At 44.6% G+C, this 19,829-nt stretch carries 16 protein-coding genes; 4 read left to right on the top strand and 12 right to left on the bottom strand.

Annotation, left to right across the window (positions count from 1 at the left end):
• Window positions 1-49 precede the first annotated feature (49 nt).
• From manA to J5566_RS08685, 3 genes are all read right to left on the bottom strand, one after another.
• Window positions 50-988: a mannose-6-phosphate isomerase, class I gene (gene manA, locus J5566_RS08695; protein WP_208562961.1), complete on the bottom strand. Its 939-nt coding sequence runs from the start codon at window positions 986-988 to the stop codon at window positions 50-52.
• A gap of 113 nt (window positions 989-1,101) precedes the next feature.
• Window positions 1,102-1,980 carry a fructokinase ScrK gene (gene scrK / locus J5566_RS08690; protein WP_208562960.1) on the bottom strand — a complete coding sequence of 293 codons (879 nt, stop codon included), beginning with the start codon at window positions 1,978-1,980 and terminating at the stop codon, window positions 1,102-1,104.
• A gap of 187 nt (window positions 1,981-2,167) precedes the next feature.
• On the bottom strand, window positions 2,168-4,075 hold the full coding sequence (locus tag J5566_RS08685) for a sucrose-specific PTS transporter subunit IIBC (protein ID WP_208562959.1): 1,908 nt from the start codon (window positions 4,073-4,075) through the stop codon (window positions 2,168-2,170).
• A gap of 204 nt (window positions 4,076-4,279) precedes the next feature.
• Between J5566_RS08685 and J5566_RS08680 the strand changes: the two genes are divergently transcribed.
• Window positions 4,280-5,734 carry a sucrose-6-phosphate hydrolase gene (locus J5566_RS08680; protein WP_208562958.1) on the top strand — a complete coding sequence of 485 codons (1,455 nt, stop codon included), beginning with the start codon at window positions 4,280-4,282 and terminating at the stop codon, window positions 5,732-5,734.
• The gene (locus J5566_RS08675; RefSeq protein WP_208562957.1) at window positions 5,715-6,680 is read left to right on the top strand and encodes a LacI family DNA-binding transcriptional regulator; all 966 of its coding nucleotides are present in this window, start codon (window positions 5,715-5,717) and stop codon (window positions 6,678-6,680) included. Before J5566_RS08680 ends, J5566_RS08675 begins: the two co-directional genes overlap by 20 nt.
• A 120-nt stretch (window positions 6,681-6,800) precedes the next feature.
• Here J5566_RS08675 and nusB read toward each other — a convergent pair whose 3' ends face one another.
• From nusB to uvrA, 5 genes are all read right to left on the bottom strand, one after another.
• Complete coding sequence (gene nusB / locus J5566_RS08670; protein WP_208562956.1) at window positions 6,801-7,223, bottom strand: transcription antitermination factor NusB; 423 nt, start codon at window positions 7,221-7,223, stop codon at window positions 6,801-6,803.
• Window positions 7,213-7,605: an Asp23/Gls24 family envelope stress response protein gene (locus tag J5566_RS08665; RefSeq protein ID WP_208562955.1), complete on the bottom strand. Its 393-nt coding sequence runs from the start codon at window positions 7,603-7,605 to the stop codon at window positions 7,213-7,215. Before J5566_RS08665 ends, nusB begins: the two co-directional genes overlap by 11 nt.
• Window positions 7,606-7,627: 22 nt before the next feature.
• Window positions 7,628-8,185, bottom strand: a complete 558-nt coding sequence (efp, locus tag J5566_RS08660; protein WP_105122500.1) for an elongation factor P — start codon at window positions 8,183-8,185, stop codon at window positions 7,628-7,630.
• A 63-nt stretch (window positions 8,186-8,248) separates the two neighbouring features.
• Window positions 8,249-9,310, bottom strand: coding sequence for a M24 family metallopeptidase (locus J5566_RS08655; RefSeq protein WP_208562954.1), 1,062 nt, complete (start codon window positions 9,308-9,310; stop codon window positions 8,249-8,251).
• Window positions 9,311-9,405: 95 nt separating this feature from the next.
• Window positions 9,406-12,231: an excinuclease ABC subunit UvrA gene (gene uvrA / locus J5566_RS08650; RefSeq protein ID WP_208562953.1), complete on the bottom strand. Its 2,826-nt coding sequence runs from the start codon at window positions 12,229-12,231 to the stop codon at window positions 9,406-9,408.
• Between the two features lie 448 nt (window positions 12,232-12,679).
• Between uvrA and J5566_RS08645 the strand changes: the two genes are divergently transcribed.
• The gene (locus tag J5566_RS08645) at window positions 12,680-13,624 is read left to right on the top strand and encodes a CorA family divalent cation transporter (RefSeq protein ID WP_172085035.1); all 945 of its coding nucleotides are present in this window, start codon (window positions 12,680-12,682) and stop codon (window positions 13,622-13,624) included.
• Between the two features lie 13 nt (window positions 13,625-13,637).
• Window positions 13,638-14,300, top strand: coding sequence for a DUF1129 domain-containing protein (locus J5566_RS08640; protein ID WP_208562952.1), 663 nt, complete (start codon window positions 13,638-13,640; stop codon window positions 14,298-14,300).
• A gap of 384 nt (window positions 14,301-14,684) precedes the next feature.
• Here the strand turns inward: J5566_RS08640 and rpsR are convergent, their stop codons facing one another.
• The 4 genes from rpsR to J5566_RS08620 form a co-directional block, all read right to left on the bottom strand.
• Window positions 14,685-14,924 (bottom strand): 30S ribosomal protein S18, encoded by a 240-nt coding sequence (rpsR, locus tag J5566_RS08635; RefSeq protein ID WP_002939250.1) that lies wholly within the window; start codon window positions 14,922-14,924, stop codon window positions 14,685-14,687.
• A gap of 33 nt (window positions 14,925-14,957) precedes the next feature.
• Entirely contained in the window at window positions 14,958-15,458 is a 501-nt protein-coding gene (locus tag J5566_RS08630) for a single-stranded DNA-binding protein (RefSeq protein WP_208562951.1), read from the bottom strand.
• Window positions 15,459-15,469: 11 nt separating this feature from the next.
• Window positions 15,470-15,760, bottom strand: coding sequence for a 30S ribosomal protein S6 (gene rpsF / locus J5566_RS08625; protein WP_024418487.1), 291 nt, complete (start codon window positions 15,758-15,760; stop codon window positions 15,470-15,472).
• Between the two features lie 116 nt (window positions 15,761-15,876).
• Entirely contained in the window at window positions 15,877-19,827 is a 3,951-nt protein-coding gene (locus J5566_RS08620) for a sialidase domain-containing protein (protein WP_208562950.1), read from the bottom strand.
• Window positions 19,828-19,829 lie beyond the last annotated feature (2 nt).

The raw sequence follows: 19,829 nt of genomic DNA, 5'->3' as shown, positions 1-19,829 counted from the left end.
GATTTCAAGGTGTAGTTCAGACCAAACCCAATTCAATATATACAATTTTTTAGGGATGACTAACGATTAAGTCAAGTTGTCCATCAAATTTCCAGGATGCTACTGTACTCGGTAAAATAAAGTGTTGTCCTTTATGCAATGGATAGGTTTGCGCTCCAACAGTCAACTGTCCTTGGCCTTCAAGCACGCTTACCAAGTAATAATCTGCTACTCGTTTCATCTCTACTGGACCAGATACTTGCCATTGGTAGACCGTAAAGAAGGGATTGCTGACAAAGGTCGTTGTTGCCAAATTTCCGACAATTTGTCGGTCGGGATGGCTGTTTGCTGGCTGACCAATCGAAGTCACATCAATCGATTGCTGAATATGTAATTCACGCAGTTTCCCTTGATCATCTCGTCGATCAAAGTCATATACACGATAGGTCGTGTCGCTGGACTGTTGGGTTTCTAAAATCAAAATGCCCTTACCAATCGCATGCATGGTACCACTTGGCACGAAGAAAAAGTCTCCTGCCTTCACCGGCACCCGAGTCAACAAGTCTTCCCAATTGCCAGCTTGGATCTGTGCCGCCAAATCTTCTTTGGACTGGGCTTCATGACCATAGATAATCTCCGCCCCCTCATCAGCCGCAATCACATACCAACATTCTGTTTTTCCTAATTCCCCTTCATTGGCTAGACCGTAGGTATCATCAGGATGCACTTGTACACTCAGCCAATCATTAGCATCTAAAATCTTGGTCAGCAAAGGAAAAACTGGACTTTGGCTATTTCCAAACAATTCCCTATGCTGGCTATAGAGTTGATCCAAGCCCCAACCAGCAAAAGCTCCGTTGACAACGGTGGATACACCATTAGGGTGGGCTGAGATTGCCCAGCACTCTCCAGTCGTCTCGCTAGGGATAACATAATTAAATTCTTTCCTAAGTCGACTTCCTCCCCAAATTTTTTCCTGCATTACTGGATGTAAAAACAATGGTTCCATGTTTACTACCTCATTCATTCTATGTTCCCATCATACCAAATTTTACATGAAAATTCCAAGTAAAGATGAAAACTGTTCAAAAGTATGCAAAAACAGCCCCAAAGGGCTGTTCCTTACTTCGAAATCTTTTTAGCTAAGGCAAAGTTTCCAAGTGTCGCAGAACCATTTTCTGCAACAGCTGGTGTCACGATGTAGTCTTTCACATCTGGTGTTGGTAGGTAGTCATTCATGAGGCCAACAAACTTCTCACGCACACGGTTAAGCATGTGCTCTTGAGCCATTACACCACCGCCAAATACAATGACTTGTGGACGGTAGAGCAGGGTTGCCTGAACCGCTGCTTGAGCAATGTAGTAAGCCTGAACATCCCAAACATCGGAATTAAGTTCAATCAATTCACCACGGATACCAGTACGACCCTCAAGAGATGGACCAGCTGCCAAGCCTTCCAAACAGCCATTGTGGAATGGACAAACTCCATTAAACTCATGCTTGACATCATAAGGGTGCAAGGCAACATAAGTATGACCTGCTTCCGTATGACCCAAGCCACCAATGAACTCACCATTTTGAATAGCACCAGCACCGATACCTGTACCGATTGTGTAATAAACAAGGCTTTTCACTCCCTTGCGAACCAAGGTTTCACCATAGGCAGATGAATTAACATCTGTTGTAAAGTAGAATGGAATGTTAAATTCTTTAGCAATCAAACCAAGCAAGTCAATGTTTGACCAGTGTGGTTTTGGCGTTGAGGTAATGTAGCCATAAGTCTGTGAGTTCTGGTCAATATCGATCGGCCCAAAAGAACCAATGGCAATACCCGCCAAACGATCTTCGTAGCGTTTGAAAAATTCTACTGTACGCTCAATGGTTTCGTAAGGTGTTGTCGTTGGAAATTGTGTTTTTTCAATTACTTGGAAATTCTCATCACCAACGGCACAAACAAACTTTGTACCACCAGCTTCCAAGCTACCATATAATTTCGTCATCTTTTTTCTCCAATGTTTTATCTTATCTATTATACCATAGATAGAAACAGAAGAAAAAGGCTAGCGCCTTTTTCTTGGTATTTCCTAAGTAGTGACTTAACTTTCATAAAGATGAAGGGAGGTACTTGGCAAGTCATATTTGACTGTGTTGACCAAGCAGGTTATGAAAGCCTTGCAAGCCTTAGAATTATTTAGCAACTTTAAGGAAGTCCGCACCATGTGCGATTGTTCCCTCAGCAAGTGGTGAAACTTCTGTGAAGTCTGCTGTGTTTGTCACGATGATCATAGTTGTATCATCAAGACCTGCTTCAGCAATCTTAGCTGCATCGAATTTGGCAAGTGGCGTACCAGCTTTCACCTTGTCGCCAGCTGCAACCAATTTCTCAAATCCGTTACCGTTCATTGATACTGTATCAATACCGATGTGGATCAAGATTTCTGCACCTGAAGCTGTTTTCAAACCATATGCATGACCTGTTTCAAAAGCGATTGTTACTTCTGCATCTGCTGGTGCGTAAACAACACCTTCAGTTGGTTTAACTGCCAAACCTTTACCCATAGCTCCAGAAGAGAAGACTGGGTCATTAACATTTTCAAGGGCAACTACGTCACCTGAAAGTGGAGATACAAGCGTTTCTTCAGCTACAAGGCCTGTCTCTGCTTCTTCAAGCGTTTTTGCTGTTTCTTGTGCTGAAGCATTAGGCTTTTTTACGTCTTTCTCCTCATCCTCATAACCGAAGAAGTAAGTCAAAGCAAAACCTGCTGCAAATGAGATTGCTACCATGAGCAAGTATTGTGGCAATTGACCATCAACGTAAAGAAGTGTACCTGGAATGATCGTGATACCAAAACCGTTACCTGCAAGACCAAGAAGTGATGCTACCATACCGCCAAGAGCACCTGCTGCCAATGACAAGAAGAATGGCTTACGGAAACGCAAGTTAACACCAAAGATAGCTGGCTCAGTAATACCCAGGAAGGCTGCAAGAGCTGCTGGGAAAGCAAGAGCTTTCAATTTAGGGTTCTTCGTTTTCACACCAACCGCTACTGTAGCAGCACCTTGTGCTGTCATCGCTGCAGTGATGATTGCGTTGAATGGGTTAGCACCAGTATTTGCTACCAATTGTGACTCAAGCAAGTTGAAGATATGGTGAACACCTGATACAACGATGATTTGGTGAACACCACCGATAAGGAGACCACCAAGACCCATTGGCAAGCCCAAGATTGCTTGTGTACCTAGCAAGATGTAGTTCTCAACTACGTGGAAAACTGGACCAATTACGAAGAGACCAAGGATTGACATCACCAAGAGGGTAATGAACGGAGTTACCAAGAGATCAAGTACTTCTGGAACAACCTTGCGAACTGCTTTTTCAAATTGAGCACCAACGATACCGATGATGAAGGCTGGCAAGACCGAACCTTGCAAACCAACAACTGGAATGAAGCCAAAGAAAATTTGTGGAGTCACATCGCCGCCTGAAGCAACTGCCCAAGCGTTTGGCAATGAACCTGAAATCAACATCATACCGAGCACAAGACCGATTGTTTGGTTACCACCGAATACACGGAAGGTTGACCACACCACCAAGGCTGGCAAGATGATGAAGGCTGTATCTGTTAAGATTTGAGTATACGTAATGAAGTCAGCGTTCCATTCTGTTACACCGAGAGCTCCCATGATTGCTTCTTGTGTCAAAAGACCACGAAGACCCATGAAAAGACCAGTTGCTACGATAGCAGGAATGATTGGAACGAATACGTCACCGAAGGTACGGATAGCACGTTGGAAAGCATTACCTTGTTTAGCAGCTTCTGCTTTCTGCTCACCAGTAGTCGCTGTTGGCAAACCGAGGGCAACGACTTCATCGTAGATTTTGTTAACTGTACCAGTACCAAAGATAATTTGGTATTGACCTGAGTTAAAGAAAGCACCTTGTACTTTTTCAATGTCTTCGACTGTATCCTTGTCGATTTTGCTCTCATCAACAACCATTACACGGAGGCGAGTCGCACAGTGGGCAACACTACGTACGTTCTCACGTCCGCCAAGGGCGTCAATGACCTTTTTTGCAATTTCTGTATTGTTCATCTTGCAAAAATCTCCTTATTTATTTTTATGTTTTTGAAAGTGTTTTCAAACTTTCTATGGTCCTATTATAACACTTTTAATGAATATGTCAAACGTTTATCACATTTTTTTACTAATTCACTTAAAAAACTAGTAAAAACTTGATTTTTTGAAAGAAAACGTTTACTATATTAAATGAACAATTAGAAGATTTGGAGTAAACAAATGGCTTTTACAACTGAAGAGCGTTACCGAGCTTATGCTGACTGGACGCCAGAATATATTGAAAAAATCAAAAAAAACACAGAGAGTTCCCCTTGGAGAACCAACTTCCACATTGAAACTCCACATGGTCTTTTGAATGACCCGAATGGCTTTTCCTATTTTAATGGAAAATGGACCTTGTTCTACCAGTACTTCCCATTTGGTGCTGCACATGGCTTAAAATCATGGGTTCATACTGAGTCAACAGATTTGGTCCACTTTGAAGAAACAGGCACGGTTATGTATCCAGATACCCCACTTGATAGCCACGGTGCCTACTCTGGTTCTGCTATGGAATTCGGTGACAAACTCTTCCTCTTCTATACAGGAAATGTCCGCGATGAAAATTGGGTCCGCCATCCATACCAAATCGGTGCCTTGATGGACAAGGACGGCAAGATTGAAAAGATTGATAAAATCTTGATCGACCAACCAGAAGATACAACTGACCACTTCCGCGATCCGCAAATCTTTAACTACAAGGGGCAGTATTACGCCATTGTCGGCGGACAAAATCTGGATAAAAAAGGGATTGTCAAACTCTATAAAGCCGAAAACAACGACTACCTAAACTGGACCTTGGTCGGTGACCTGGATTTCGCCAATGACATGACCGCCTACATGATGGAGTGTCCAAACATTGCCTTTGTCGGTGAGCAACCTATCCTCCTCTACTGTCCACAAGGGTTGGACAAAGAAGTGTTGGACTACGGCAACATCTATCCAAATATGTACAAGATTGGCCAGAGCTTTGACCCTGAAACTGCGACTATTGTTGATCCGGGTGAGTTGATTAATCTTGACTATGGTTTTGAATGCTACGCAACCCAGGCTTTCAATGCTCCGGATGGCCGTGCCCTATCTGTCAGCTGGTTGGCCCTTCCAGATGTTGAATACCCAACCGATGCTTTCGATTACCAAGGTTGCTTGTCCTTGGTCAAAGAGCTGACAATCAAGGACGGCAAACTCTACCAGTACCCTGTCGAAGCCATCACCAGCCTGCGTCAAGAAGCTCAGCCATTTTCAAATCAAAAAGAAACCAACAATATTTATGAACTAGACTTGACCATTCCTGCCAACAGCAAGACTGAGCTAGTCCTCTTTGCTAACAAGGAAAACAAAGGGCTAACTTTGACCCTAGATACTGAAAATGGTATAATAACCGTGGACCGCAAGGACTGCGGACAAGCTTTCGCTCTGGATTTTGGAACCAGACGTTCCTGCACCATTGACAAGGCTGAAACCAGTGCATCTATCTTCATTGACAAATCAGTCTTTGAAATTTTCATCAATAAAGGAGAAAAAGTGTTCTCTGGACGGGTCTTCCCAGATGCTGATCAGACTGGCATTGCCATAACAGCCGGAAACCCAACTGGAACCTATTACCACTTAGACTATGGTCGCAAAACTAACTGATGTTGCCCAGCTAGCAGGAGTCAGCCCGACAACGGTTTCTCGTGTTATCAACAAAAAGGGCTATCTTTCTGAAAAAACTGTCAAAAAAGTCCAGGAGGCAATGAAAGAATTGGGCTACAAACCCAACAACCTGGCTCGGAGTTTACAAGGCAAGTCGGCAAAATTAGTCGGCTTGATTTTCCCAAATATCAGCAATGTCTTCTACGCAGAATTAATCAGCCACCTAGAAAGTGAACTCTTCAACCGCGGTTATAAAACCATCATCTGCAATAGCCAACATGAGTCAGAAAAGGAAAGAGAATACTTAGAAATGCTAGCCGCCAACCAGGTTGACGGCATTATCTCTGGCAGTCATAACCTTGGTATCAAGGACTATGACCGGGTTTCTGCCCCGATTATTTCCTTTGACCGAAATCTATCACCATCAATCCCGGTTGTTTCATCCGACAACAGAGGAGGAGGAGTCTTGGCTGCTCAGATGCTCCAAAAGGCTGGCTGCAAGCGACCGATTATGATTACAGGAAACGACGATTCAAATTCACCAACAGGTTTGCGTCAAGTCGGATTCTCCTCCATCTTTCCATCTGCGACTATCCATCATATCTCAAGTGATTTTTCTCCGATTCGAAAGGAGATGGAAATCAAATCGATCCTCCAGTCCGACAAGCCAGACGGGGTCTTTGTCTCTGGTGACCTAACAGCTATGCTGGTATGGAATATTGCCCAACAGCTAGGGCTCTCTATTCCACAGGATTTAAAATTGATTGGCTACGATGGAACTTTTTTTGTAGAAACCCATTACCCCCAATTGACTACCATCCGACAACCGCTCAAGGAAATCGCTGGTTTACTGGTCGATCTCCTGCTTCAAAAAATCGATGGCAATGAACTCAAACAGACTGATTACTCACTTCCAATTAGTTTATTGGCAGGCAAGAGCCTATAAGTTCTCATTCTAGACTACCAAGGTTAGTAATCCTACTAGCCTTGGTTTTTCAATTTTTTGCAGACAAAAAGACTTGGAATTTATTAACCAAGTCTTATTCTTTTAGTTACCAATCTGAAGTTAAGCTTCTTCTTTGATGAAGGGACTGAGGATACCGTTGATAAATTTTGCAGATGCTTGATCTGAAAATTGCTTTGCAAATTCAACTGCTTCATTGACCGCAACCTTTGCTGGAGTTTCTTCAAAGTATAGGATTTCAAACAAGCCCAAACGTAGGATGCTTTTATCAATCAAGGTCAAACGATCCAAGGTCCAACCTGCTTTCAAGCGAGTAGATAATTCCTTGTCCAACTCTTCCTGATGGCTGGCAACACCTGTTACCAAATTGAGCAAGAAGAGAGGAATTTCGATCCCTTCTGCCTCTTCTTCCTTGTCATAAACGTAAGAAAATTGAGCCGCCTGAACAGGCTCCTGCCCAAATTCCACTGAAACAATGGCCTGTAAGGCACACTGGCGTAGGTAATGTCTTGAATTATTCTTCATCCAAAAAATCCTCTCCAAACAAGTCTTTCAAGGCTGGCTTGGGAGTCTTGTCGGGAACAATCCCATCAACGTGAATATTAACCGCTGCTACTGTTACTTCTGCATAGTTACGGATAGCTGTTTTGACTGCACGTTGAATATCCATTGAAACAGCTGGAACATTTACTCCATATTCAAGATAAACGTAAATATCTGCTGTCAAGATGCCCTCATCATCTGATTGAAGATAAACACCTCTGTTTAAAGCGGATTTTGAGAGGTTATCTGCCACGCGTTTGTTATGCAGAGAGTGAACCCCTTCCACCTTAGCCGCAGCGATTCCTGTAATAACTTCTAACACGCGCGGTGCAATAATGATTTCGCCTTGATGTTCTTTTGACATGGGCTCTCCTTTCTAGTCGCTATTAAGCACGAGAAACGTAAGTTCCTTCTGCAGTGTTAATCACTAATTTTTGTCCAGCTTCGATAAAGTCTGGTACGTTAACAACCAAACCAGTTTCCATTGTAGCTGGCTTCCCTGAACCTGTTACAGTCGCACCTTTGATAGATGGCTGGGTTTCTGCAACCACCAACTCAACAGTAGTCGGTACAGTAACACCAATCACTTCCGTTCCGTAGAATTGGATTTTCACGTCAGAGTTTTCCAAGATGTAGAGCAATTCTTCTTGAATAGTTGCTACTGGAATTTCATACTGGTCGTAAGTCTCAGTATTCATGAAATAGGCAGTGTCATCCATTTGGTAAAGGTATTGAGCTGGGACGGTTTCGATAATGGCTTGCTCAAACTTCTCATCTGGACGGTAGGTCGTGTCAAAAGTTGAACCTGTACGCACATCACGCAATTTCATACGCATGATGGTATTGCCCTTACCTGGCTTGTGGTGGCTCGCATCCAAAACCTTAATCAACTTACCTTCTGCTTCGAAGGTCATACCTGCTCTAAGTTTACTTGCTTCAATCATCGTATTGAATACCTCTTCAAATTTTATTTATTCGGTTTATTTTACCACAAACTGACAGATTTCTCAAATGACAATCAATTCTTTGGGTGCCAAAGTCAACACCTTACAACCCGTGTCCGTAATCAGTAGGTCATCTTCGATACGGACACCGTATTTGCCCTCAAGATAAATGCCCGGCTCATCAGTCAATACCATACCTGCCTGAATGGGATCCGTAGCTGTTCGGCTAAAGTAGGGATACTCGTGAACATCCAAGCCCATTCCGTGCCCGATACCGTGGGTAAAGTAAGGACCATAACCAGCCTGCTCGATGACACGACGTGGGACACCGTCAAACTCCTTGTATTCCATACCCGCCTTAGCCGTCGCAATCAAGGCTTGATTCGCCGCCAGAACGGTTTCATAAATCTCTCGCTCTTCATCACTGACCGAACCGACATAGACCGTCCGCGTCATATCGCTGACATAGTGGTCATACAAGCAGCCAAAGTCCAGCGTCAAAGCCTCGCCAGCCTCAATCACCTTATTGGACGCACGTCCGTGGGGCATAGCAGAGCGGTAACCCGATGCAGCAATGGTATCAAAAGATACCCCTTCTGCCCCCATTTCCCGCATACGAAAGTCCAAGAAATTGGCAATTTCAATCTCTGTTTTACCTGGTTTGATAAAGTCTAAAGCGTCAATAAATGCCTGGTCTGAAATCTGACAAGCTCGCTGAATGGTGGCAAGCTCTGCCGCATCCTTAATCATCCGCAGGTCTGCAATCAGATTGGTAGTCGGTCTAAGAGTCGTTCCAGCAAAGACAGCTTCCATGGACTTGAAATAGGCTACTGAAATCTCATCCTCAAAGGCCACTTCTTTGATACCCATATCCTTAACCAAGCCAGCTGTCGTTCCCAATTCATCTCGATTGGAGAGAACTTCAAAGTCTGTGACAACCGATTGGGCATAGGTGATATAGCGGTCATCTGTAATCAAAACCTGGCGGCTAGGCGTAATCAGCACCACTCCTGCCGACCCCCAGAAACCTGTCAGATAATAAACATTTTTCAAATTGGTCACATAGAGAGCCTCTATCGACTGCTCAGCCATTTTTCCACGAAGTTTTTCAAGTCGATTTTGCATAATCTACCTCCAAAGATATTGTAACTATTATAGCAGAAATGCACAGAATTACCAATAAACTTCCAGTAAATAAGAAAAAGCCGCGTGGCGACTTTTTACTTCAACTTGGTTTTCAAATACTGGCCTGTAAAGCTGGCTGGGTTAGCTGCTACTTCTTCTGGTGTTCCTGTCGCAACAACGGTACCACCGCCGACACCGCCTTCTGGTCCCATGTCGATAATGTGGTCGGCTGTCTTGATGACATCCAGATTGTGCTCAATGACAAGGACGGTGTTACCGTCATCGACAAAGCGAGCCAAGACCTTGAGCAACTGGGCAATGTCCTCTGTATGCAAGCCTGTCGTTGGCTCATCCAAGATATACAAGGATTTACCAGTTGACCGCTTGTGGAGTTCAGAGGCCAACTTCATCCGCTGGGCTTCCCCACCTGATAGGGTCGTTGCTGGCTGACCTAGAGTAACATAGCCCAAGCCCACATCTTGAATGGTGCGAAGTTTCCGCTCAATCTTCGGAATATGCTTGAAGAACTCGACCGCGTCATTGACAGTCATATCAAGGACCTGAGCGATATTTTTCTCCTTGTAATGTACTTCCAAGGTTTCAGAATTGTAACGGTGTCCATGACAGACTTCACAAGGTACAAAGACATCTGGCAGGAAGTGCATTTCAATCTTGATAATCCCGTCACCAGAACAAGCCTCACAACGACCACCTTTGACGTTAAAGGAGAACCGTCCCTTCTTGTAGCCACGGATTTTGGCTTCATTGGTCTGGGCAAAGAGGTCCCGAATATCGTCAAATACACCTGTGTAGGTAGCTGGGTTGGAACGCGGTGTCCGTCCAATCGGACTTTGATCAATATCAATCAAGCGATCCAAGTGTTCGATTCCTGAAATGGACTTGAACTTACCTGGCTTGTCCGAATTGCGATTGAGTTTCTGGGCGATAGCTTTTTTCAAAATGGAATTGACCAGGGTTGATTTCCCTGAACCAGACACCCCTGTCACCGCTACAAATTTCCCAAGTGGGAACCGAACAGTCACATCTTGCAGGTTGTTTTCTTTGGCACCGGTCACCTCCAGGAATCGACCATTGCCAACACGACGTTCCAAAGGAACTGGAATTTCACGTTTGCCAGACAGGTACTGGCCTGTAATGGATTTTTTATTTTTAGCTACTTGGGCTGGTGTGCCAGAGGCCACGATTTCTCCGCCAAAGACACCCGCACCTGGACCGATATCAATCAACCAGTCCGCCTCCCGCATGGTGTCCTCGTCATGCTCCACCACAATCAAGGTATTGCCCAAATCACGCATTTTCTTAAGACTGGCAATCAGGCGGTCGTTGTCCCGTTGGTGCAGACCGATCGACGGCTCATCCAGAATATAGAGGACACCTGACAGGTTGGACCCAATCTGGGTCGCCAAACGAATCCGCTGGCTCTCACCACCCGAAAGCGTACCTGCTGCTCGTGAAAGAGTCAGGTAATTCAAACCTACGTTATTAAGGAAGGACAGGCGATCCTTGATTTCCTTGACAATGGGCGTCGCAATGGTGGCTTCATTTTCAGACAAGGTCAGATTTTCAATGACTTGCAAATGATCCGCCACGGACAAATCAGACAACTGTCCTATATGAAGTCCCTGCTCGCCACCAACTTTAACAGACAGGGCTTGGTCATTGAGGCGATAGCCGTGGCAGGTTCCACAGGTCAGCTCATTCATGTAAGCCTTCATAACCGTCCGCGTATAGTCACTGTTGGTTTCACGGTAGCGGCGATTGATATTGGTAATCAAGCCCTCAAAGGGAATATCGATATCACGCACCCCACCGAACTCATTTTCATAATGGAAATGGAATTCTTTACCATCCGATCCATTGAAAATCAGGTTCTTCTCCTCTTCCGTCAATTCCTCGAAAGGCTTGTCCATGTCCACACCAAAGTGATTCATGGCCTGCTCCAACATCTGAGGATAGTAGTTGGATGAGATTGGATTCCACGGAGCCAAGGCACCGTCACGCAAGGTCTTGCTGGCATCTGGGACAATCAAATCCGCATCCACTTCCAGCTTCATGCCCAAACCGTCACAGTCGCTACAAGACCCAAAAGGAGCATTGAATGAGAATAGACGAGGCTCCAACTCTGGTACTGTAAAGCCACAAACTGGGCAGGCATAGTACTCAGAGAAAAGCATTTCCTTCTCATCCATGGTATCGATGATGACATAGCCGTCCGCAATCCGCAAGGCCGCCTCAATCGAGTCAAAGAGCCGCGAACGAATGCCCTCTTTGATGACAATCCGATCGACCACGACCTCAATGTTGTGAGCCTTACTCTTAGACAATTCTGGCACTTCCGACACATCATAGACATCACCATTGACCCGCACCCGAACATAGCCGTCCTTCTGGATTTTCTCAAAAATGGTCTTGTGTTGCCCCTTTTTCTTTCGCACAATTGGCGCCAAAATCTGCAAACGTTGGCGTTCTGGCAATTCCAAAACCTCATCGACAATCTGCTCCACCGAAGAAGCCGCAATGGCCCCATGTCCATTGATACAGTAAGGCATCCCTACCCGAGCATAAAGCAAGCGGAGATAGTCATTGATTTCTGTTGCCGTTCCAACCGTCGAACGCGGATTCCGCGAGGTTGTTTTTTGGTCAATAGAAATAGCAGGGCTAAGACCCTCTATGGAATCCACATCAGGCTTGTCCATGTTGCCCAAGAACTGACGAGCATAGGCAGACAAAGACTCCACATAGCGACGTTGGCCTTCGGCATACAAGGTATCAAAAGCCAAACTCGACTTACCAGAGCCTGACAAACCAGTCACCACCACCAACTTCTCACGCGGAATTGTCACATCAATATTTTTTAAGTTATGGGCACGAGCCCCATGAATCACAATATTTTCTTGCATAATTTAAGATACAGAGCCCGTAAAACGCACGGTGAAAATAGGAAATTTGACGAAGAGCGTTAACGCTCTAGGAGAATTTGTCTTTTTCACACAGCGTTTAGGGCGTGTTCAATTCCTTTCTAGATATAAGTGCGTTCACAAGATAACTGGTGACGGTCAACTAGCTCCGCGTCACCAGATGAAACTGCCTATGGGCAATTTCTATATCTTATATTAGCTCGATTTTCAAAAAATATCGTTTTGAAAATCTCACGTCAAGAAACCGTATAAAACTCGACGCTTTTAGCACGCATTCAAATCCTTTCAATACGAAGGTTATGGGGCATCTCCCCCTCCCTCAAATACTCCATATTATAACACAAATTTGCAGAAAACCTTTCCGCAACGGCATATTTTTTGGTATAATAGAGGTTGCGTTAACGAAACAATTGCAAAAGGAGGGCGTCATATGAAACAGATTTTTCTATCAACCATGACTGATTTAGAAGAAATCCAAACCTTTGAACCTGGGGCTTGGATTAATTTGGTTAACCCCTCCCAGAGCGAGTCTATGGAAGTGGCTGAGCATTATAAGATTGACATCGCTGACCTACGTGCACCGCTCGATGCGGAAGAGTCATCTCGTATCACCGTCGAAGATGATTACACACTGATACTGGTCGACGTCCCTATTCTTGAAGAGCGAAACAACAAAACTTATTACATTACAATTCCTTTGGGAATCATCTTGACCGCAGATGCCATCATCACCACTTGCTTGGAACCGCTGCCTCTCTTTGATCAATTTATCCATCGGAGATTGCGCAATTTCTATACCTTTATGCGGTCTCGATTTGTTTTCCAAATTTTGTATCGCAACGCCCAACTCTATCTGTCTGCCCTAAGGACCATTGACAGAAAAAGTGAAGAAATTGAGAAACAGCTTCACGAAGCCACTCGAAACGAAGAACTAATCGTCCTCATGGAATTAGAAAAAACCATCGTCTACTTCAAGGCTTCCCTCAAAACCAACGAACGATTAGTCAAGAAACTGGCATCTTCTTCTCGTCTCCTTCGTAAATACGAAGAGGACGAAGATTTGCTGGAAGACACCTTGGTCGAAACACAACAGGCAATCGAGATGGCAGACATCTATGGTTCCATCCTGAATTCCATGACCCATGCATTTGCATCCATCATTTCCAACAACCAGAATACTATCATGAAAACCCTGGCCTTGGTAACCATTGTCCTATCAATCCCAACCATGGTCTTCTCCGCCTATGGTATGAACTTCAAGGACAATGTCATTCCTTTCAATGACATTCCATATGCCTTCTGGTGGATAATCTTATTTGCCTTTGCTATCAGCTTATCACTTACCTTCTACTTCATTCGCAAGAGATGGTTCTAATTAGGAGATTATTATGACACTTTCAAACCTACCTTCACTAACGAAGAAAAACCAAGAGTTCATCCATATTGCCACCAATCAATTGATCAAGGATGGAAAATCCGACCAAGAAATTAAGGCACTCTTGGAAGAAATTTTACCAACAATTATCGAACATCAAAAATCTGGCACTACTGCCCGCAACTTATTTGGCCCCCCAAGTGAATGGGCTGCCAGCAAAACCAAACAAGCTCAAGAAGAAGCTGAAACAGTAGTCTATAACGAAAACCCTTGGTTAATGTGGTTAGATTCTAGCCTTTTGATGCTGGCATTGATTGGTGCAATCAACGGCATCATGAACCTATTGGGCCAAGGAAGCCAATACGGCCTCATCACTCTCTTGGTTATCGGTTTTGGTATCGGTGCAGGAATGTACATGATGTACCATTTTGTCTATCGTGAACAAATCAAAACTGGACAACGACCAAAACTTCTCAAAGCTATCTTGTATCTAGGTTTGGCTACTCTTGCCTGGTCGGTTGTCTTCATCTTGGCTTCACTCATCCCAAGCAGTATCAATCCCGCTCTACCACCACTTGCAACCTTGCTTCTTGCTGCTGCTGCTTTCGGTCTCCGATACTGGCTCAAGCGAAAATACAATATCCGCAATGCCATGCAGCCTGTGCAAGTGCAATAATCCAAAACATTCAAAAAGGACTGGTTCATACAGTCCCTTTTTCTTTTTCTAGATTATAGTCACTGTAGGAAATCGTCTTCAGCTCAATTCATGAACACAGAAAATTGCTCCACTGGACCATTGCACTTTTCATATTTCTAGAGTGCAAGAAAAAATCGCCACACAGGGCGATTGCGCATGTCCAGTTTCTAGGGCGCAAGCTAAAAAGACCCGTTAGAGTCTCAATTCGCCTTCTAAATTCCGAGCTCATGAAAAAACAGTCCATTCAAGGACCTTAATTCGCTTTCGTATTTTCATGCTCATGAAAAAATGACCCGTTGGGGTCATTACTCGCTTTCATATTTTCATACTCGTGAAAAAACAGTCCATTCAAGGACTGTTTTTTTAATCTTCGTTTACGAATGGTAGAAGTGCCATAACGCGAGCACGTTTGATAGCTGTTGTTACTTTACGTTGGTTTTTAGCTGAAGTTCCTGTTACACGGCGTGGAAGGATTTTTCCACGTTCTGAGATGAAACGGCTAAGAAGCTCAGTATCTTTGTAATCAACATATTCAATTTTGTTAGCTGCGATATAGTCAACTTTTTTACGGCGTTTGAAACCGCCACGACGTTGTTGAGCCATGTGTTAATTCTCCTTTATAGTTTATTCGTCGACCTAAAATGGTAGGTCATCATCTGAAATATCCATTGGACTGCTTGAACCAAATGGACTTTCTTCACGCGCAAAGTTCGGCGTCGATTGTGCAGGCGCTTGGTAGGATGAACCAAAATCATTTCCACCAGCAAACGAGTTGCCTGGGTTTGATTGATAAGCTCCACCTTGTCCTTCACGGGCAGTACGGCTTTCCAAGAGTTGGAAACTTTCTGCAACCACCTCAGTCACATAGACACGTTGCCCTTGTTGGTTATCATAGCTACGGGTCTGAATTCGACCTGTAACCCCAATCAGAGCACCTTTTTTAGCCCAATTTGCTAAGTTTTCAGCTTGTTGGCGCCAAATGACTACGTTGATAAAATCCGCTTCACGCTCACCGCTTTGATTTTTAAAATTACGGTTAACCGCAAGTGTAAAAGTCGCAACAGCCTGGTTTGACGGAGTGTAACGAAGTTCTGCATCACGGGTCATGCGACCGACCAATACTACATTATTTATCATAAGGTACCTTCTTACGCGTCAAGTTTGACAATCATGTGACGAAGAATGTCGCCGTTGATTTTTGACAAACGGTCAAACTCTTTAAGAGCTTCGTCGTTGCTTGCTTCAACGTTAACGATGTGGTACAAACCTTCGCGGAAATCTTTGATTTCGTACGCAAGGCGACGTTTTTCCCATGCTTTTGATTCAACGATTGTTGCACCGTTGTCTGTCAAGATAGAGTCAAAGCGTGCTACCAAAGCGTTTTTAGCTTCTTCTTCAATGTTTGGACGAATAATGTAAAGAATTTCGTATTTAGCCATTGATATGTTCCTCCTTTTGGTCTAATGACTCATGGTCTAGCCACGAGTAAGTGAGGGTTTCTCACAAGATACTATTATAGCACATTCTTGATTTTTTGCAAGAGATTTCTCTCTTTTTATCCCAATCGTTTACGGCACTCTACGAGGCTTCCCAAAACACCAATTCCTGCTAGCGTCCATACTAAGCCTAAATCCGCACCCGTATTTGGAAGTGTCTTGGCTTTTTCTCGAACTACTGGTTTACTTGCTGCTAGTTGAGAAACCTGTTTTTCCTCTACTACTTGCAGTAGGGACGGATCAAGGATTGGTAAGTGATGGCTGACAGAATCTGCTGGCACCAAACCACCATCAAATGCTGGCAAGGCATGAGTCAGATTTTCATTAAGGCTAATGCCGCCATCAAAGGCCGGTAACTCATGTAGTAGATTCTCATTGAGGCTCATGCCACCATCAAACACTGGTAGTTCATGGGTCACAGATGCTCCTTTAGCAGTCACGATTTCTTCAGAAACCTCTGAAGAGTTTATCGGATCCGCTTCACCGATTACTTCAGGACGTGATTCTGGTCTTGAAAGAGGGTAGACTAGTGCCACCTGACCCAATTGCTCAGTCAACACTAAAATTCTCTCCGTTTGCTGACCAGCAATCGTAACTGGTGATTCTGTCAAGTCGAGTTCGGTTACTTCATTATTTTCTCGTAAAAACAGGGCTTGCAATGGTAGCTTGTCTCCTGCTTTCGGCAACAACAACAAGGCTGGCGCAGTCAGAGTGACGGCTTCATTGGAAGCAGACAGAAGCTGGATAGAATACACCTTGTGCTCCTTGCCTGTTAGGCTCGAATGGCTACTGCTGATTTCTTGCACTGTTAAACGGTAGTCAGCAGGCACTTCCTCTTCTAGCTGCAACAATACGCCAGTTGTCGTATCGTGGAACTCCCTTCGCATTTCTACCTGCGGTTTTTCTTCAGGAATATCCACCATTTCAAACAACTGGACCTCTCTCACTGTCCACATCCGATTGTCCTTAGTAGTCGCATTGGTATGGGCTTCGAGGGGAATAAATTCTACACGGTCAGCCTGAACACCCTGGTTAAAGCGGAAGGCAATTTCAGCAGTCTCAAATTCAACCGACTGTTCTCCACTATCAAACTGCATCTGCTCTCCCAAGAAGGCTTTAACCCGATATTTGGTCATGGTACCATTGCCTGGGGTTCGCTTAGTAATCACCATCGAATGCAAAAGCTTTTCTTCCGGTAGGGTTAGGTTTATGGTCTGCGGCAGACTAACAGATGGTTGGCCTGTCACCAGCCATTTCAATTCGGTCAAGCTTCCCTTGTTTCCGTCCATCAGATTGGCCAAACCATTGCCTCGTGCCTCCTCAAAGACATCCTCGCCCGTGATGCGGACCTTTTTACCGTTCACTTTTTGGATTAACTTGGTCGGATGGGCTTCTAGAAAGGCAAGAACATTGACAGGGAGTTTGGATACATTGACCAGTTCACCACTAGACAGTCCGACAATCACTTCCGACTTATCCGCTGGATCCAAACGATAGAGGAGCTTGTTGGCTTCCAACTGTGACACAAATTCCAGCTGGTGGCCATTTGAAAGCAGGAGATTTGGACGATTGGCCGCTAAGACCGTATTGTTAAATGTTAGAGTGACATAGCCATCCTGATAGTGTTCAACAGCTGTCACACGACTTTCTGGCAAGCCGTAATCTTTCTGCATCAAGTAGTTCCAGTTAAAGGTTTTATAATAGAGACTATACCAGTTTTGATCACCCGTTTTGTGCTCGTACAAGAGACCAAACTCATCGTTGCCCAAGCCTTGGATTGAGTTGTAGGCAAATTCTCCGTCTTGGATAATTTGATGTTTGAGCCAGGTCAAACTGCCGTCCGCACCGACCTCTGCCACACGGATATGACCATCCATCCGCTGTGTCCCAGGACCATTTGCATTGGACAACAAGACATATTCTTTTCCATCACGCACAATTCGAATGGCAGAAAGTTGAACATAGGGATCCGGTACTTCATCCAAGATCTCTAAATCGCTCTGCCAGGTCAACCCGCCATCTTTACTGGTTGCCACACGAATCTTTTTCGCCTGTCCACGCATGAACATCTTGATGTCTCCATTTGACAATTGAACGACGGTGGCTTCTGTTCCAATCTCTCCCCAGTTGTTCATGGTTTCCGAATGGATAACAGTTCCATTCGCTAAGGTTCGGTTATCATTAAAGGTTTGACCAGATGACCATGTTGCTCCATTGTCATCCGAATACAAGACCAGGGCTGATTGTGAATTAAGAGCCGCTGTGTAGTTGATGCCATAGGCGGGTATGATCAAGCGACCCTTGTGCGGACCAGTATGCAGTACAATGCCTGTACCAGGTCCAATTCCTAGGAACATCATGTATTCCTTCTTCACCGTTGCTGTTAGGTCTACGGGACTCGACCAAGTAACACCATCATCGTCACTATAAGACATCCAGATATAGTTGTCCATAGTCCCCTTGAATGGAATATTGGTTTCCGTTTGATAATAAATATTCCCAATCGGTGTCGGATTATCTCCTTCGTATAAGTCACCAAGATTGGCATAGCCCGGACTCTTGTCATTGACATTGACACGATAATTGGTTGCTTGGCCTTCTGGCGAGTAAACAACACCATTTTCTCGGACAGTATAAGGAGCCGTCTCTGTGGCACTATACAGATTGAGATAGTATTTGCCATCAATCAAGCTATGCTCTGCTTTTCTACCAGTGAGCTTAGATCGATCCATGACCGCCTTGCCTTCTGGAAACATATCATACAAGGCAAAGATGCGCTTGGTTGTTGGGTCCTGAATCAAGGCCGTATCAATGGTCATCGGAGCACCGAAATTTCGATCTCGAGCCTGGGGATTGTCCTTTAGGTCAACAATAGTTATGGTTTCACTCCAGGTTTGACCATTATCTTGACTGCGCTTCACCACTTGGGCAATATTTCCATAGTCCAAATGGTGGTCATGGCGCTGGTCAGTTGCTGCAATCAAGGTTCCCTTATCTGTCTTCAGCAAGGCTGGTATCCGGAAACTCGCCACACCATTGGCAGGGTTTTTCTGATTGTTTCGCCCACCTTCAAAAACTGTAATCTTCTCAGACACACGTGATTCTTCATTAAGAACATACGGATGTTCTCGACGGAAAAACAAGGCAGAGCGTCGCTGAATCTCTTCTTCCGTGAAAGCTCGGTCGTAGTGCGTAAAATTACGGATATCTAGACTAGTCGCTGCCCATACAGATCGATTGGCACGCTTGACTTCACCCAGCTGGGCCATATTCAACTGACTAGCCGCACGGAAAAGGGCATGCGTAGTTACGCCAGTTTGCGACACCTTACCGTTGACATAGATTTTCACATCCACGGCATCACTATCCGCCTTCTTTTGATAGGTCAAGGCTACGGCATTCCATTCACCATTTAGAGCACGTTGGCTTCCCGTATTAATATTAATCGAGTTCTGTCCATTTGATCCAATCCGACTTTCCAATCCGACCACACCATTATTAACAAAGAGAGCTGTATATTCATTGGCATGGGTTTGACTAGAGGTCGCAAACAGGTTGAAAAAGCCATTTGCTTGTGCCTTGTACTCCAAGTAGATGGTTCCACTCTCTGACTCCTTGATCCTATCTCGGACTTCAGGAGCCAACTCCAGCCGCTTATTCGAAGCATTTAAACTGGTATTTTCAAGTTTATGAACCTCGGCATCTTCAAATTCACTAGCCGACTCATCAGAAGAGATCGCCTCCAAATTTACATCCAGCGAAGGGAGTTGATTTGTTTTAGAAGCCTCCTCACTCAGTTCAGTAGGAGCAAGAGCTGGCTCTGTAGGACTTGTAACTGGCTGACCGACCTCTTCTGCAGCAAGATTGGCTGTCGGCTGAGCCTCTTCCGTTTCAGGTGCTACTTCATTGGCATGGATAGTCTGTTGACCCACCAAAAATGCCACCAAGACCACGGACGAATAGAGAGCAAGTTGGGAAAACCGTCCAGTTCTCCGTTGTTTTTCAGGCATAG

Origin of the sequence: Streptococcus suis, from assembly GCF_017601095.1 — a bacterium.
GTDB lineage: Bacteria > Bacillota > Bacilli > Lactobacillales > Streptococcaceae > Streptococcus > Streptococcus suis_Z.
This window is presented reverse-complemented; position numbering and strand designations above follow the sequence as displayed.

What these genes read in the sequence shown, in the direction of transcription:
- manA (WP_208562961.1), bottom strand. Translation starts at nt 988, where the DNA reads ATGGAACCATTGTTTTTACATCCAGTAATGCAGGAAAAAATTTGGGGA.
- scrK (WP_208562960.1), bottom strand. Translation starts at nt 1,980, where the DNA reads ATGACGAAATTATATGGTAGCTTGGAAGCTGGTGGTACAAAGTTTGTT.
- J5566_RS08685 (WP_208562959.1), bottom strand. Translation starts at nt 4,075, where the DNA reads ATGAACAATACAGAAATTGCAAAAAAGGTCATTGACGCCCTTGGCGGA.
- J5566_RS08680 (WP_208562958.1), top strand. Translation starts at nt 4,280, where the DNA reads ATGGCTTTTACAACTGAAGAGCGTTACCGAGCTTATGCTGACTGGACG.
- J5566_RS08675 (WP_208562957.1), top strand. Translation starts at nt 5,715, where the DNA reads ATGGTCGCAAAACTAACTGATGTTGCCCAGCTAGCAGGAGTCAGCCCG.
- nusB (WP_208562956.1), bottom strand. Translation starts at nt 7,223, where the DNA reads ATGAAGAATAATTCAAGACATTACCTACGCCAGTGTGCCTTACAGGCC.
- J5566_RS08665 (WP_208562955.1), bottom strand. Translation starts at nt 7,605, where the DNA reads ATGTCAAAAGAACATCAAGGCGAAATCATTATTGCACCGCGCGTGTTA.
- efp (WP_105122500.1), bottom strand. Translation starts at nt 8,185, where the DNA reads ATGATTGAAGCAAGTAAACTTAGAGCAGGTATGACCTTCGAAGCAGAA.
- J5566_RS08655 (WP_208562954.1), bottom strand. Translation starts at nt 9,310, where the DNA reads ATGCAAAATCGACTTGAAAAACTTCGTGGAAAAATGGCTGAGCAGTCG.
- uvrA (WP_208562953.1), bottom strand. Translation starts at nt 12,231, where the DNA reads ATGCAAGAAAATATTGTGATTCATGGGGCTCGTGCCCATAACTTAAAA.
- J5566_RS08645 (WP_172085035.1), top strand. Translation starts at nt 12,680, where the DNA reads ATGAAACAGATTTTTCTATCAACCATGACTGATTTAGAAGAAATCCAA.
- J5566_RS08640 (WP_208562952.1), top strand. Translation starts at nt 13,638, where the DNA reads ATGACACTTTCAAACCTACCTTCACTAACGAAGAAAAACCAAGAGTTC.
- rpsR (WP_002939250.1), bottom strand. Translation starts at nt 14,924, where the DNA reads ATGGCTCAACAACGTCGTGGCGGTTTCAAACGCCGTAAAAAAGTTGAC.
- J5566_RS08630 (WP_208562951.1), bottom strand. Translation starts at nt 15,458, where the DNA reads ATGATAAATAATGTAGTATTGGTCGGTCGCATGACCCGTGATGCAGAA.
- rpsF (WP_024418487.1), bottom strand. Translation starts at nt 15,760, where the DNA reads ATGGCTAAATACGAAATTCTTTACATTATTCGTCCAAACATTGAAGAA.
- J5566_RS08620 (WP_208562950.1), bottom strand. Translation starts at nt 19,827, where the DNA reads ATGCCTGAAAAACAACGGAGAACTGGACGGTTTTCCCAACTTGCTCTC.